This is a genomic window from Blastococcus sp. SYSU DS1021 (genome assembly GCF_054050995.1).
This window is the reverse complement of the sequence record NZ_JBJHAL010000006.1, coordinates 49719-65114: the sequence shown is the minus strand read 5'-3', so window position 1 is coordinate 65114 and position 15396 is coordinate 49719. Positions and strand designations below refer to the sequence as shown.

The following is a 15396-nucleotide window of genomic DNA, read 5'->3' as shown; positions in this document are numbered from 1 at the left end:
ACGAGGACAGACGGCGTCGGCTCACCGCCACCGGCCACTCAACCAGCGCCGCGCCCCGCCCGCAGCGCGAGCCGGGCGCTCCGCCGTTAGCGTCCCGACCATGACCGCCGACCGCCGTTCCCGGTAGACCGTGCCGCCGGCCGTCGAGCTGCAGCACCGCCCCACCCCGTGGGGCGTGCTGCGCAGCCGCGTGACCGGCACGGCTCGCCCCGGTGTCCCGGAGGTCGTCGTCGTCCCGGGCCTCGCCGTCGCCAACTACCTGCAGCCCGCCGTCGAGGCCCTCGGCACCTGGACCCGCGCGCACCTCGTCGAGCTGCCCGGCTTCTCCGGTAGCGGTGAGCCGCCGCACCCGATGGACGTCGTGGAGCACGCCGACGCGGTCGCCTCCTGGCTCGCCGCCGGCGGGCCCGAGAACCCGGTGCTCGTCGGGCACTCCAGCGGCACGCAGGTCGCCGCCCACGTCGCGGCTCGCGAACCCGGGCGGGTGCGCGCGCTGGTGCTCGCCAGCCCGACCGTCGACCCGGCCTACCGCAGCATGCGCCGGGTCCTGCTCGCCTGGCGGCGCAACCACGAGCTCGAGCCTCCGGAGCTCGACGTCCAGCACACCCCCGACCGGCGCCGTGCCGGGCTGCGGCGGGTCCGGCACGCCCTGGCCGCCCACCTCGCCGACCGCCTGGAGGACACGATCCAGCGGGTCGACTGCCCCGTGCTCGTCCTCCACGGCGACCGCGACCGCCTCTGCACCGAGGCCTGGGCGCGCGAGCTCAGCTCCCGGGCAAGGGACGGCCGGTTCCGCAGCGTCCCCGGCGCGCACAGCTTCGTCTGGACGGCGCCCGACGCGTGGTCCGCCCCCATCGCCGAGCTCGCCGGCGCCCCGCCGCTCACCGCGTGACACCGAAATTGCTTCTCCAAGGGGCCAGCAGGCTCCGGCGCCAGCCTGCAACGGTCCTACGGACTTCGCCCCGTCAGTAGGACCCGTCGCAGGCCGACGAAGGCTGGGACCGACTACCTCCGCTAAGAGACTGACTTCTCCTGCGACTCGTCGGCGGAGTCGTCAGCAGCGGCGTCCGCTTCGGCGTCGCCGACCGGCTCCGCCCCGTCTTGCGACGACAGCGCCGTGCTCACCAGGTCCGTCCGAGACTGCCCGGGCAGGTCTGCCACCTCTCGCATCTTCGGCGGGGCAGCCGTCCACGCCTTCAGATGCTGCAGAACTTCTCCGTAGAAGGTGTCGACCGCGTCCAGCACTGAATCGATGGCCGCACCCCGACCGCGGCCGCGCTTGGTTCCAAGCGGGCTGGTCAGCGCCACACGGAAAGAACGGAGGTCTCTCTTCGGGTCCTGGATGAGGAGATTGGCGTCTTCGCGAACCGACTTGAGCAGATCCGCCGCTCCTGGCCCTCGCGCGTGCATGGCGAACGCTTCCAGACGAACCGAATCCGGCGCCGCCTTCAGCTGTCGCACCAGCCAGTTCACCCTCGTCGTCGACCGACCCTCTCGTGGCGCGTCGACATCCACGTGAAGAGTTACTCGGCTCGCCCGCAGATCGAGGTCGATGTTGAGCGGCGCGACGGCGTGGGGGATCCGAATTGCACCGCTCAGACGCCCCTCTTTGACGAGACCTTCGATAAGAGCCGCAGTACGTAGGGCGGGCTCTGCGGCTTCCCGCCTACTGACGACCGGGACGACCTCAGTGCCTAAGGTGCGCCCGAGCCTCAGAGAGGCATACCTCAGCAGAGCATCGAAGCGGGCTGCTACGTCCGCAACGCCCTTGTCCGTGGCACGCAACGTCCCGGCGCTCACGGCATCTCGGACGGCGACCCACGAAGGCCCCATGTCCTCGAACTCCAGCGCACCGGACCGGGGGTGCTCCAAATACCGGATCAACTCACCAAGAATCCATGCCTGGTCAGGGTCAGCCACGCCCCGGTGCTCCTTCTGGACCACGGCCTCGGCCAAGATCTGGCTCCACGGGAGATGGTGCAAGGCGACCTTGCGAAGCTTGCGCTTGTCGACCTTGGTCGGGTGCTGGTCGGCTGAAGGTGGGATCTCGTTGCTGATGGTGATCAGCGCATCGAAGCCGTTGTCCCGGGCGATATCGAGGTAGTTCTCCAGCTGCTCGGGAGCCAACTCGTTGGTCCCCGTCTTCACCTCTACGAGCGCCGTCCAGCTCCGCTGGCCACGCGTCACCCTGATCAAACCGTCGGGGTAGCAGCGCTTGTCGCCTAGCAGGAACGGCACCTCGATGAAGGCTTCGATGTTGCCCGCCGGTGCACCGAGCGGCTGCGTCAAACCGCGGCCGAACTCCCTCACGGCAGTCACTACGGCGAGGAGAGCCGAAGTTGCGCGACGCTCCTGCTCTTCCGCACCGTTGATCCCAGAAGTAGGGATCAGTCGCGCCTCGTGCCAGGCTTCTTCCGCCATCCCGCTCTACGTCCTTTGCTCAATGCCCACAACGGTGCTTCAGGACACTAACGAGCCAAAGCACCCGCTCCGGGACGCGGACGAGTGTCGAATCTCCCCTGACGTTGCGAGACTCCTGCTTCGCTTGAGCCGCATGCGTCACAGCCTGCCCCAGAACACCATCACAACGGAACTAGGGAGGCGGCATGCTGACCGCGTTCGCAGGGACGCCATGACGGGACGGCCGCCATGACATTGCCGTCCTGAGGACGCTCGGTACCCACTCACGATAGGCTCGGTCGTCGTTCCGAACGTCCGTGTGTAACTACCTGCTGCCGGCCCCGCCGGCGGATCAAGGCGGCACGCCCGATCCGCCCAGCAGAGGTCATGTTCCACACGCGCCCCACCGACTCCGCGGTGCTCCGCTCCGCCGGTCTCTCCTACTTCCCGCTCGCGTTCATCGCGCGGCTGCCGTTCGCGATGATGGTCGTCGGCGTCCTCACCCTCGTCGTCGCCGAGCGCGGCTCGGTGACCCTCGGCGGCCTCAACTCCGCCTGCGCCGGCCTGGGCACCGCACTCGCCGGCCCCCTGCTCGGTGCCGCCGTCGACCGCTTCGGGCAGCGCCGGGTGCTCGTCCCGGTGGGCCTGGTGAACGCGAGCCTGCTGGGCGTCTTCCCGCTGGTCGTCGCGAGCACCGCGGCCGACGCCGCGCTGCTGGCGCTGTCGGTCCTCATCGGCGCCTCCGCACCGCAGATCGCCCCCATGTCACGCACCCGGCTCATGGCGATCATCCGCCGGTCGGTGCACCACGACCGCCGCGAGCGGGTGGTCAACGGCACGATGGCCTACGAGTCCGCCGCCGACGAGATGGTCTTCATCGTCGGCCCCTTCCTCGTCGGGCTGCTCGCCACCGCGATCGCCCCGTGGGTCGCCATCGCCGGCGCCTCGGCGCTGACGTTCGTGTTCGTCACCGCGTTCGCCCTGCACCCCACCGGCCGGCTGCACCCCGGCACGGACCCGACGGCGGCCGCGCGGGCACCCGTCCGCGAGCTCACCCGCTTCCCGCTGCTCACCGTCGTCGTCGGCACCCTCGGCGTCGGCCTGTTCTTCGGCGCCACCCTGACCTCGCTCACCGGCTTCCTGGCCGTCGACGGCGACGGCGACAGCGCCGGCCTGCTCTACGGCGTCATGGGCATCGGGTCGGCCGTGCTCGCGCTCGGCACCGCGGCCCTGCCGGTGCGCTTCTCGCTGCGGGCGCGGTGGCTCGCCTTCGGGTCGCTGCTGCTCGCCGGCGCGATCGCCTACGCGTGCGCCGGGTCGGTGCCGGCGCTCGTGGCCGCCCTCGCGGTGCTCGGCTGCGGCGTCGGGCCGACGCTGGTCACCCTGTACAGCCTTGCCGCGGCGCTGAGCCCGGCCGGCCGCTCGGCGACCACCATGACGATGCTCGGGTCCGCCGTCGTCGTCGGCCAGGCGGTCGCCTCCGCGCTCACCGGCGTGCTCGCCGATGCGCTGGGCGCGGGTACCGCGCTCGCCGCCCCCGCCGTGGCAGCCGCCCTCGTGGTCGCCGCCGGCGCGGCGCACGCGGCATCGGTGCAGCGGAGCGCCGTGCGTCCGGAGCCCGAGCCGGTCCCCGTCCAGGTATAGCGACCGGGGACGACAGCAGGTCCGCGGCCGCTCTGCCTCTGAGTGCCACGGCACTCAGAGGCAGAGCCCGCGCGGGACCGCACATTGCGTGAGGGCGCGCGCAAGCTCTCACGTACCGGAACGAGCTCGCTTGCCGCTGGATCGCCGGAGGCCTTGACCGGTCCTCCGGCCCCCGAGAGCGTGGGTCGCCTGCTCGAACACCGCGAGTGACGAGGACGGCGATGGCTTCCTACGTGTACCGATGCGACGACCACGGGCTGACGGAGCGCTCGCTCCCGATCGGCACCGCCGAGCCGACCACCTGCTGCCCCACCTGCGGGTCCGCCGCAGTGCGGGTCTTCACCCCGCCGCGCCTCTCCTTCGGCGACCCCACGCGGCGCGCCCTGATCGACCGGACCGAGCGGACCCGCGACGAACCCGAGGTGGTGTCCTCCCCCGGTCCGCGACCGGCCCGCCGCTCCCCGGTCGCCGCCAACCCCGCGCTCCGCCGCCTGCCCCGGCCCTGAGCCGGGCGTCGCCCACCAGAACGAGCAGCCCGCTCCGCCTCCCGCGATGAAGGGACGTCCCCATGGCCAGCGTCGGACTGCTCTACGTCGGGGCCGTGCTGATCCTGAACGGGCTGATGCTGCTCGGGTGGGTGGACGCCCGCGCGGCCGCGCCGCTGAACTTCTTCGTCGGCGGGCTGCAGGTGCTCACGCCGACCTTCCTGATCGTCACCTCCGGCGGTGACCCCGACACGATCCTCGCCGCCTCGGGCCTGTACCTGTTCGGCTTCACCTACCTCTACGTCGGGTTCAACCTGCTGGGCGACCTGGACGGCACCGGGCTCGGCTGGTTCTCCGCGTTCGTCGCCTGCTGCGCCCTGGTCTACGCCGGGCTCAACTTCGGGCGCCTGGACGACCCGGCCTTCGGCGTGATCTGGCTCTACTGGGCGGTCCTGTGGGCGCTGTTCTGGGTCGTCCTCGGGCTCAAGCGGGAGGAGTGGACCCGGTTCACCGGCCTCGTGGCCATCGTCGCCGGGGTGTTCACCGCCGCCATCCCCGCGTTCCTGCTGCTCACCGGCGTCTGGGGCGACTACCTCACCGAGTCGGCGATCGCCCTCGCCGTCATCTGCCTGGCGTCGCTGGCGCTCGCCCCGCGGCTGCGCGAACCGGCGGCCACCGAGGCGACGGCGCCCGCGCCGGAGCTGCGGGAGGGCGACGTGCCGCCGTCCCCCCGCTCCGGGACCCCCACCGCCCACGAGAGGCGGTGACGCCGATCCCGCACGCCGCACCCGCTCGCACCCGGACGCGCACCACCTGTGACCTGGAGGTCCCCCGTGCCGAAAGTCGTGTACCCCCTCGACTCGTCGAAGAAGTTCACCGAGCAGCAGTACGTCGGGCACAACCGCTGGCACCCCGACATCCCGGCCAACGTCACCGTGCGCCCGGGTGACACCTTCCGCGTCGACTGCCGGGAGTGGTTCGACGGCGCCATCCACAACGACGACTCCGCCGACGACATCCGCGACGCGCCCCTGTCGACGGTGCACTGCCTGAGCGGACCCTTCCACGTGGAGGGCGCGCAGCCGGGTGACCTGCTGATCGTCGACATCCTCGACGTCGGCCCGATCCCCCAGGAGGACTCCGGGCCGCTCGCCGGCCAGGGCTGGGGCTACACCGGGATCTTCGCCAGGCAGAACGGCGGCGGCTTCCTCACCGACCAGTTCCCCGACGCCTACAAGACGATCTGGGACTTCTCCGGGCAGACCGCCACCTCCCGGCACATCCCGGGCGTCTCCTTCACCGGCATCGTCCACCCCGGGCTCATGGGCACCGCGCCGTCGGCCGAGCTGCTCGCCCGCTGGAACCGCCGCGAGCAGGCGCTGATCGACACCGATCCCGACCGGGTGCCGCCGCTGGCGCTGCCCCCGCTCCCCCAGGACGCCATCCTGGGCACGCTGCAGGGCGCCGACTACGACCGGGTGGCCGGCGAGGCCGCGCGCACCGCGCCACCGCGGGAGAACGGCGGCAACCAGGACATCAAGAACCTCACCAAGGGCAGCCGCGTCTTCTACCCGGTGTTCGTCGACGGCGCGAAGCTCTCGCTCGGTGACCTGCACTTCTCGCAGGGCGACGGCGAGATCACCTTCTGCGGCGCGATCGAGATGGGCGGCTTCATCGACCTGCACGTCGACGTCATCAAGGGCGGCATGGAGACCTACGGCGTCAGCGAGAACGCCATCTTCCTGCCCGGCAACGTCGACCCGCGGTACGAGCGCTGGCTGGCGTTCTCCGGCACGTCGGTGACCCTGGACGACGAGCAGCGCTACCTGGACTCGCACCTGTCCTACCAGCGCGCCTGCCTGCACGCGATCGACTACCTGACCAAGTTCGGCTACACGCCGGAGCAGGGCTACATGATCCTCGGGGCCGCACCGATCGAGGGCCGGCTCTCCGGCGTCGTCGACATCCCGAACTCGTGCTCGACGGTCTACCTGCCCACCGGGATCTTCGACTTCGACGTGGAGCCCTCGGCGTCGGGCCCGACCCGCATCGACCCCGGCATGGGGGTGCCCCGGTCCAGCTTCTGAGCCCACCACCTCTCCACGGACGGCCCCGGCCACGCAGGCCGGGGCCGTACGTGCGCCGTGGCGGTATCGCGGGCGACGGCGGCCGGCTACACCCGGACGCCGGGTGCGAGCTCGGCGACGAGCTCTCCGACCGGCCTCGGCCGCCCGTACAGGTAGCCCTGCGCCAGCGGGCAGCCGAGGTCGACCAGCGCCCGCGCCTGCTCCGGTGTCTCCACGCCCTCGGCGACGAGGACCAGCTCCAGCGCGTCGGCCAGCGCCATGACGCTGCGCAGCAGCCGCGCCCGCCGGCTGGAGGTGGTGATCGCCGAGACGAAGGAGTTGTCCAGCTTCAGGAAGTCGGTGGGCAGCGTGTCCAGCCGCGCCAGCGCCGAGTAGCCGGTGCCGAAGTCGTCGATCGCCACCTGCAGCCCGTGCTCGCGCAGCGCGTGCAGCGCCGCCACCGACCGGGTCGTCTCCGCCTCGACCAGGCTCTCGGTCACCTCGACGACGGTCCGCTCCGCCGGCCAGCCGGTCGCGGCCAGCGTCGCCAGCACCCGGTCGGGGAACCCGGGGTCGTCCAGCTCCAGACCCGACACGTTGACCGTCAGGAACAGCGTGCGCCCGGTCGCCTCCGACAGCGTCCGCGCGTCCTCGCACGCCGCCGTCCACACGAACGCGCCCAGCGCGCCGACGAGGCCTTCCTGCTCGGCCACCGGCACGAACTCCGCCGGCGGGACGGGCCCGCGCGACGGGTGCGCCCAGCGCACCAGCGCCTCCACGCCGACGACGTCGCCGTCCGCCGGGGTGACGATCGGCTGCAGATGGACCGACAGCCCACCGGAGCGGCCGGCCGCGAGCGCGGCGGCGAGGTCGCGCGCCAGCGGGCTCTGCCCGTCGGCGTCCAGCTCGCTGCGCCCGCGGCCGAGCGTCTTCACCCGGTACAGCGCGGCGTCGGCCCGGCGCATGAGGTCCGACGGCGAGTCGCCGAGCGCCAGCTGCGCCACGCCCACCGACGTCCCCACCTGCGGCAGCGCCGCCCGCAGCGACTCCGCGACGGCCAGCGCCCGCTCGCCGTCGGAGCCGGGCAGCAACAGGGAGAACTCGTCGCCCCCGTGCCGCGCCAGCACCGCACCCCGGGGCAGCAGCGGCCGCCAGGTGGCCGCGACCGCGCGCAGCAGCTCGTCGCCGGCCGCGTGTCCCTGCGTGTCGTTGACGCTCTTGAAGTGGTCGAGGTCGAACAGCGCCGCCGACAGCGGCTCGCCCGAGCGCACCGCCGTCCGCACCGCCGCGTCCAGCGTCTCGTCGAAGCCGCGCCGGTTGACCAGCCCGGTGAGCGCGTCCTCCTCGGCGCTGGCCGCCCGCCGCGCCAGCACCCCGACGGCGCCGGCCGAGCCCAGCACCAGCACCGCCAGGACGACGGCGGTCCCGACGGGGACGTCACCGCGCACGGCGACGACCACCGTGCCGATGGCGAGCATCTCGGTCAGGAAGCCCAGCGCCCACGGCCGCGGGAAGAAGAGGAAGGCGACCATCGCCGCGAACGCCGACAGCGCCAGCACCGCGACTGCGCCGCTCACCGTCGGCGCGGAGAGCCCGAAGATCCCGATGCCCACGACGCCCAGCACGAGCAGCGCCTGGAAGAAGCCCCGCGGCACCAGGTGGCCCCAGCGCACGACCGCCAGACCCACCAGGGTCGTGACGGGCCCGAGCGCCGTCACGGCCGGGTGCACGTGGTCGAGGCCGCCGGGCGTGCCGAGGACCAACCCGACGGCCGCTACCCCGCCCAGAGCGGTCAGCAGCCCGGCGGTCCGGGCGACCACTCGCGGGGTGGCCACCTCCGGGGCCATCCGACTCATGCGCATGACCGTCTAATCGGTTGTGCGCCACCGGAGCTGGAGGGTCGCCTCCCCCGTCCGGGCAGGTTCCGCAGGCGGGCGGGGTGCGGCGCCGAGCCCGGTCACGACGGGAAGTGCGTCCCCAGCTCGTTCAGTGGGGCCGGCCGGGAGAACAGCCAGCCCTGCGCGTAGTCGCAGCCCATGGCCTGCAGCGCCGCGCGGTGCCCCTCGGTCTCGACCCCCTCGGCGGTGACCACCAGGCCGGCGCCGTCGGCGAAGTCGACGAGCAGCTGCACCAGGGCCCGGTCGCGGTCGTCGGTGAGGATGCCCTGCACGTACGAGCGGTCGATCTTCAGGCCGTCGGCGCGCACCTCGCGCAGGTGGCGCAGCGACGTCCCGCCGGCGCCGACGTCGTCGAACGTGACCTTGTAGCCGGCGGCGCGCAGCTGCTCGAGCGGCTCGACCGCGGCGTGCAGCTGGTCGACCAGCAGCGACTCCGGCACCTCCACCCGCACCAGCGCCGGGTCGAGGCCGGCGGCACCTGTGGCGTCGGAGAGCACCGTGCCCAGGCCCGGGGTGAGCAGCCGGTCGGTGCTCACGTTGACGTTCAGCGCGACGCAGCCCGCCTCCGGGCCACTTTCCCGCTGCCAGGCGGCGAACTCCCGCGTCGCGGTGCGCAGCACCCAGTCGTCGAGGGCGGTGAGCTGACCCGACCGGGCGGCCGAGGCGAGGAAGGCGTCGGGCGCCAGCAGGCCCAGGCGCGGGTGCTGCCAGCGGACCAGCGCCTCCACGCTGCCGAGCCGGCCGTCGGCCAGCCGCACGATCGGCTGGTAGAGCAGCAGGAACTCCCCGCGGGCCACGGCCTGGGCCACGCTGGTACCCGCGAGCGGATCGGCGTCCACCGCCGTCGTCACCAGGACGGGGCCGCTGACGTGGTCCCCGCCGTTGCGCTTGCCCGTGTACATGGCCAGGTCCGCCGCCCGGACGAGCTCACCCGGGTCCACGGAGCCGCCGGCGCTCACCGCGAGCCCGGCGCTGACCCGCACCCGCTGCGCGACGCCGTCGTCCCGGCTGATCGCGGCCACGGCCCGGTGCATGCGGACGGCGATCGAGCGGGCGATGTCGGTGTCGGGTGCGCCGTCGCGGCGGGCCAGGGAGGTGTCGATGTCGAGGCACGCGGCGAACTCGTCGCCACCGAGGCGCGCCACCAGGTCCACCGGCCGGGCGGCCTCGGTCAGCGCGGCCGCCACGTCGCGCAGGAGCGCGTCCCCGCGGTCGTGCCCGAGGTCGTCGTTGACCAGCTTGAACCCGTCGAGGTCGAAGTAGACGACGGCGGTCTGGTGCCCGGGCTGGGTGGCGCTGCGCCGGCAGGACTCCTCGACCCGGCCGAAGAACGCATGCCGGTTGGCCAGGCCGGTGAGCGGGTCGCGCAGCGCCTGGCCGGCGAGCGCGCGGGCCAGCGCGGAGAGCAGCACGGGCATCGGGACGGCCCGCACGCCGTCGGCGCCCAGCACGAGGACGTGGTCCTGGACGTGCTCAGGGTCCCGGGTGATCGCCCGGCTGGACGCCTCGATGACCGTCGTCGTCGCCGGCAGGGTGAGCGCATCCCACTGGGCGACGTCGGACAGCCGCCGGCGCCCGTACAGCGAGCGGCCGTAGCCGTAGGCCCCGCTCATCAGCGCCTCGAAGCGGCTGCGCTCGACCAGCCCGACCACGCCGTCGACGTCGGGGTGGGCGATGACCGCGCACCCGGCGTCGCGCGCCCGCCCGAAGACCCGGTCGAGCTCCTCGCAGCTGCCGGCGCCGGGCAGCACGGGCACCGCACGGGCCAGGACGCCGAGGGTGAAGGTCTCGCCGGCCTCGCCCTCCGGGTGCAGGGCACCGAGACCGTCCTCGACCGTCGTCAGGTGAGTGATCACAAGATCACATCGACGCGCGGAGGTGCGGAACCGGAGGGCGGGCCGCAAATCTCACCCGGGCGGGTGGCTGACCTGCGGATTTCCCGTGGTGCGGGTCACCTCCCGCGCCGAGCCGGGGCGCCGCCACGGCCCCGGGCCGGTGGCCGTCAGACCCCGAGGTGCGCCAGCGCCTGCAGCAGCAGGGTGCTCTGCCCGTTGGTCAGCTCGGCCAGCACCGCAGGATCGCGCGCCTCCAGCGGCGAGAACCAGGTCAGCTCCAGCGCGTCCTGCTGCGGCGAGCAGTCCCCCTCGACCGGCACCACGTAGGCCAGCGACACCGCGTGCTGGCGCGGGTCGTGGAACGGCGTCACCCCCGGCGTCGGGAAGTACTCGGCGACGGTGAACGGCTGCGGCGCGGGCGGGACCCGCGGCAGCGCGAGCGGGCCGAGGTCCTTCTCCAGGTGCCGCAGCAGCGCCGCCCGCACCCGCTCGTGGTACAGCACCCGCCCCGACACCAGCGCCCGCTTGATCTGCCCGTCCTCACCGGCGCGCAGCAGCAGCCCGATCGACGTCACGGTGCCCTGCTCGTCCACCCGCACGGGCACCACGTCGACGTACAGGATCGGCAGCCGCTCGCGCGCCGCGTCCATCTCCTCGCGGGCCAGCCAGCCCCCGCCTGTCGCCGTCGTCAGCTCGGTCATGGGAACTGTCTAGCCGATGCCCCCAGCAGGCCGACACCCGCGCGGCTGGACGGCGGACGTGCTCCCCGTCACGTGGCGGCGCCGATCCGAGCCCCGACCGGAGCCCTTCCCCTTCCGCACCCCCAGGAGTAGGCACGTGACCATGACCGCCGTCACAACCGGTACGACCACCCACCCGCTCGCCCGGCTGACGGGCGAGGAGATCACCGCCGCGACGGCGATCGTCCGCGCCGCCGGCCTCTGCGCCGAGTCCAGCAAGTTCGTCTACGTCGGGCTCGAGGAACCGCACAAGGCGCAGGTGCTGGCCTGGCGGCCGGGCGACGCCGTCGAGCGCCTCGTCCGGGCGCTGCTGCTCGACCGCGCCACCGGCGCCGGCCGCGACGTCACCGTCTCGCTGACCGCCGGCACCGTCGTCCGGGACGTCGAGCTCGACGCCGTCGCCGACGGGCAGGTGCCGATCCTCGACGCCGAGTTCGAGTCGATCGAGCCGATCCTCGCCGCCGACGAGCGCTGGGTCGCCGCGATGGCCAAGCGAGGGTTCGACGTGGCCGACGTCCGCGCCGTGCCCCTGTCGGCCGGCTCCTACTTCGCCGACGAGCGAGGCCACCGGATCGTCCGCGTGCTCGGCTTCCACCAGGCCGACGAGGCCGACCTGCCCTGGGCCCACCCGGTCGACGGCGTGGTCGCGTTCGTCGACATCACCCGCGGCGTGGCGACGGCGGTGCAGGACCACTTCGACCTCGCCGTCCCGGCCGAGCGCGCCGACCTGACCCCCGACGTGCACCCCGCGCCGGTCCGCGACCTCAAGCCGATCGAGATCGTCCAGCCGGAGGGGCCGAGCTTCACCGTCGACGACGACGAGGTCACCTGGGCCGGCTGGCGCTTCCGCATCGGCTTCGACATGCGCGAGGGGCTGATCCTCAACCAGCTCTCCATCGACGGCCGCTCGGTCATCCACCGCGCCTCGATCTCGGAGATGGTCGTGCCCTACGCCGACCCCTCGCCGGTGCGGTTCTGGCAGAACTACTTCGACACCGGCGAGTACCTCTTCGCCCGCTACACCAACTCCCTGGAGCTCGGCTGCGACTGCCTCGGCGAGATCCGCTACTTCGACGCCACGGTCGCCGACGAGGACGGCGCCCCGCGCACGATCCGCAACGCCGTCTGCATGCACGAGGAGGACTACGGCGTCCTCTGGAAGCACACCGACATGTTCAACGGGATGGCCGAGACGCGGCGCCAGCGCCGGCTGGTGATCAGCTTCTTCACCACCATCGGCAACTACGACTACGGCTTCTACTGGTACCTCTACCTCGACGGCACGATCCAGCTGGAGAGCAAGGCCACCGGCATCGTGTTCACCTCCGCCTACCGCGGTGAGGAGCACCCGTACGCCACCGAGATCGCCCCCGGCCTGGGCGCGCCGTACCACCAGCACCTGTTCTCCGCGCGGCTGGACATGGCCGTCGACGGCGTCGACAACACCGTCTACGAGGTCGACGCCGTCCGGCAGCCGGTCAGCGAGGTCAACTCCTACGGCAACGCGTTCACCCGCCGGATGACGCCGCTGACCTCCGAGGCGGAGGCCGCGCGGCTGGCCGACGGCACCGTCGGCCGGGTGTGGCACGTGGTCAACGAGTCGAGGAGGAACCGGCTGGGCCAGCCGGTCGGCTACGCGCTGCACCCCGAGGGCGGTCCGGTGCTGCTGGCCGACGAGTCCTCGTCGGTGCACGCCCGGGCCAGCTTCTCCACCAAGCACCTGTGGGTCACGCAGTACGACCCGGCGGAGAAGTACGCGGCCGGCGACTTCGTCAACCAGCACCCCGGCTCGGCCGGCCTCCCGGCGTTCGTCGCCGACGACGCGCCGCTGACCGACACCGACGTCGTCCTGTGGCACACCTTCGGGCTGACGCACTTCCCGCGGCCGGAGGACTGGCCGGTGATGCCGGTCGACTACGCCGGCTTCACGCTCAAGCCGGTCGGGTTCTTCGACCGCAACCCCGGCCTGGGCGTGCCGAGGTCGGCGTCGTCCCACTGCGCGTCGGGGGCGGACGAGGCCCCGAGCGGGCACTGCTCGTGACCGCCGCCGTGGCCCGCGCGGTCGCGTCTCCCGCGGGCGCGCTGATGTCGCCCGGGCCGGCGCTCGTCTCCGGCCAGCTGCTGGTCGCAGCGACTGCGACGCTGCGCCGCTGACCCGCCGCGCACCGCCCCGGGGTCCGCACGGGCTCCGGGGCGGTGCCGCGTCCCGAGCACGCGGAGCCTGGCCGATTCCGCCGGCGGGCGGCGTGGGCCGTTCCCTCCCGGCGCTGCGGAGGCCATGCTGCGGGGAGCCCGACGGGACCTGCACCACCACGGGGTGCGGCGCGTGTGGCAGCTTGGTCCCCCGGAGATCGGCTGCAGAAGGTGGAGGACGTCGCACGGTGACGATCGGCGCGAGCGTGTCCCCCCACGTCGAGGAAGCCGTGGCGCTCGCCGAGGACCTCGTCGACGCCTGGGGCAGCTGGGGCCCCAACATGACCCCGGACGCCCGGCAGGTCGCGTTCATCAGCGACCGCTCGGGCACTCCGCAGCTCTGGCTCCAGGACGTCGTCCTCGACGGCGAGCAGCCGCCGGCCCGGCACATCCCGCTGTCCGACGACCCGGTCATCTCGGTGCGGTGGGCGGCCGACAGCCGCTGGCTGGCGTGCGAGGTGGCCACCGACGGCGGCGTCCGGACGGCGGTGTGGGTGGTCCGGCCCGACGGCTCGGACGCCCTCCGGATCGCCGGCAACTCCGACGAGCACGCCGAGCTCGGCCCGTGGACCCGTAGCGGTCACCGCGTCGTGGTGACCCTTCCCGGGATGGCGGCCGGCGTCCCCACCCGCGCCTACCTCGCCGACCCCGCCACCGGCCGGCTCGACCCGCTGGCCGAGGGCGACCTGATCCACGTGCTCGACGTCTCCCTCGAGGAGCGGTTCATCGTCATCCGCGACGGCGAGCGGGGGCAGCAGTACGTCGTCGTCGTCGACCGGCTCAGCGACGAGGACTTCAGCGCACTCCCCCACGGGGCCACCGGATCCACGGACGTGGCGCTGATCCGGCCGGCGCCGGAGGACCACAGCGGGCCGGTCTACGTGTACCTCGCCTCGGACGTGGGCCTGCCCCGCCGGCAGCTCATCGGGCTGCCGTTCGGGCCGAACGGCTGGCGCGGTGAGCCGCGGACCCTCGCGGCCCGGGAGGACGCCGAGCTGGAGGACATCGACGCCGACGACGCCGGCGGGCTGCTGCTCCTGGTGTGGAACGTGGCAGGGCGCAGCGAGCTGGAGCTGATGGACACCGCCACGGGCGGGCGCACACCGATCTCCGGGTTGCCCGGGCTGGTGGCCGCCGACCCGGTGCTCAGCCGCGACGGCTCCAGCGTCGTGCTCGGCGTGCAGGGGCCCACGCGCCCGCGGGAGCTGTGGCACCTGGACACCACCACCCACGCCTGGACACGGGTGACCTCCGCGCCGCCACTGCCCAGGCGCCGGCTCGTCGTCCCGAGCCTGGAGAGGTTCACCGGCCGTGACGGCCTGCCGTTGAGCGGCTGGCTCTACCGCGCCCCGGGCCGGCTCAACGGCCCCGGCCCGGTCGCGATCTACCTGCACGGCGGCCCCGAGGACCAGGAGCGGCCCGCCTTCGCGCCGCAGCACCAGTCGCTGGCGGCCGCCGGCGTGAGCGTGTTCGCGCTCAACATCCGCGGCTCGGCAGGCTTCGGCCGCGAGTTCGTGCACGCCGACGACCTGCACGGCCGGTACGACGCGTTCGCCGACGTCCTGGCTGCCGCCGAGCACCTCGTGGAGGCCGGCATCGCCGAACCCGGCCGGCTCGCGGTCACCGGCCGCTCCTACGGCGGCTACCTGACCCTCGCGACGCTGGCCTTCTCGCCCGGGGTGTTCTCCGCCGGGGTGGACGTCTGCGGCATGTCCGACCTGGTCACCTTCTACCGCGACAGCGAGCCGTGGATCGCCGCGGCCGCCGTGACCAAGTACGGGCATCCCGAGCGCGACCGGGCGCTGCTGGAGGACATCTCCCCCCTGTCCTCGGCCGGCAACATCCAGGCCCCTCTGCTCGTCGTGCACGGCGAGCACGACACCAACGTGCCGATCGGCGAGGCGCACCAGATCGTCCGGGTCCTGCACGAGCTGGGCCGCGCGGTCGAGTACCTCGAGCTCGCCGGCGAGGGGCACGTCTTCCGCCAGGCGAAGTCCCGCAAGGCGCTGGCCGGCGCGATGACCCGCTTCCTCCACACCCACCTGTGCCGGGATGCGATCCAGCCCGGCCACGACGGGAGCGGCGGGTGACGCTGCGCCGCTGATCCGCCGCGCACCGCCCCCTGCGGTTCACCC

General features: G+C 73.3%; 11 protein-coding genes. 7 read left to right on the top strand and 4 right to left on the bottom strand.

Annotation, left to right across the window (positions count from 1 at the left end; genetic code table 11):
• The first annotated feature begins 130 nt into the window (after positions 1–130).
• Positions 131–892 carry an alpha/beta fold hydrolase gene (locus tag ACI8AP_RS06270; protein WP_456588480.1) on the top strand — a complete coding sequence of 254 codons (762 nt, stop codon included), beginning with the start codon at positions 131–133 and terminating at the stop codon, positions 890–892.
• Between the two features lie 122 nt (positions 893–1014).
• On the opposite strand, the gene ACI8AP_RS06265 is transcribed toward ACI8AP_RS06270, so the two are convergent.
• Complete coding sequence (locus tag ACI8AP_RS06265; protein WP_456588479.1) at positions 1015–2310, bottom strand: hypothetical protein; 1296 nt, start codon at positions 2308–2310, stop codon at positions 1015–1017.
• Between the two features lie 477 nt (positions 2311–2787).
• Here ACI8AP_RS06265 and ACI8AP_RS06260 point away from each other — a divergent pair, with 477 nt between their 5' ends.
• The 4 genes from ACI8AP_RS06260 to fmdA all read left to right on the top strand — a co-directional run bounded on the left by ACI8AP_RS06260 (position 2788) and on the right by fmdA (position 6616).
• Positions 2788–4044 (top strand): MFS transporter, encoded by a 1257-nt coding sequence (locus ACI8AP_RS06260; RefSeq protein ID WP_456588478.1) that lies wholly within the window; start codon positions 2788–2790, stop codon positions 4042–4044.
• A 221-nt stretch (positions 4045–4265) separates the two neighbouring features.
• Positions 4266–4550 carry an FmdB family zinc ribbon protein gene (locus tag ACI8AP_RS06255; RefSeq protein WP_456588477.1) on the top strand — a complete coding sequence of 95 codons (285 nt, stop codon included), beginning with the start codon at positions 4266–4268 and terminating at the stop codon, positions 4548–4550.
• A 62-nt stretch (positions 4551–4612) separates the two neighbouring features.
• Entirely contained in the window at positions 4613–5296 is a 684-nt protein-coding gene (locus tag ACI8AP_RS06250) for an AmiS/UreI family transporter (RefSeq protein ID WP_456588476.1), read from the top strand.
• Positions 5297–5362: 66 nt separating this feature from the next.
• Entirely contained in the window at positions 5363–6616 is a 1254-nt protein-coding gene (fmdA, locus tag ACI8AP_RS06245) for a formamidase (RefSeq protein ID WP_456588475.1), read from the top strand.
• Between the two features lie 86 nt (positions 6617–6702).
• Here fmdA and ACI8AP_RS06240 read toward each other — a convergent pair whose 3' ends face one another.
• From ACI8AP_RS06240 to ACI8AP_RS06230, 3 genes are all read right to left on the bottom strand, one after another.
• Complete coding sequence (locus tag ACI8AP_RS06240; protein WP_456588474.1) at positions 6703–8451, bottom strand: putative bifunctional diguanylate cyclase/phosphodiesterase; 1749 nt, start codon at positions 8449–8451, stop codon at positions 6703–6705.
• Between the two features lie 101 nt (positions 8452–8552).
• Positions 8553–10349 carry a putative bifunctional diguanylate cyclase/phosphodiesterase gene (locus tag ACI8AP_RS06235; RefSeq protein WP_456588473.1) on the bottom strand — a complete coding sequence of 599 codons (1797 nt, stop codon included), beginning with the start codon at positions 10347–10349 and terminating at the stop codon, positions 8553–8555.
• 146 nt (positions 10350–10495) lie between these two features.
• A complete protein-coding gene (locus tag ACI8AP_RS06230) occupies positions 10496–11029 on the bottom strand; it encodes an NUDIX hydrolase family protein (RefSeq protein WP_456588472.1) in 534 nt (177 codons plus the stop codon).
• A 142-nt stretch (positions 11030–11171) separates the two neighbouring features.
• Between ACI8AP_RS06230 and ACI8AP_RS06225 the strand changes: the two genes are divergently transcribed.
• Positions 11172–13109 (top strand): primary-amine oxidase, encoded by a 1938-nt coding sequence (locus ACI8AP_RS06225; protein ID WP_456588471.1) that lies wholly within the window; start codon positions 11172–11174, stop codon positions 13107–13109.
• 340 nt (positions 13110–13449) lie between these two features.
• On the top strand, positions 13450–15351 hold the full coding sequence (locus ACI8AP_RS06220) for a S9 family peptidase (RefSeq protein WP_456588470.1): 1902 nt from the start codon (positions 13450–13452) through the stop codon (positions 15349–15351).
• Positions 15352–15396 lie beyond the last annotated feature (45 nt).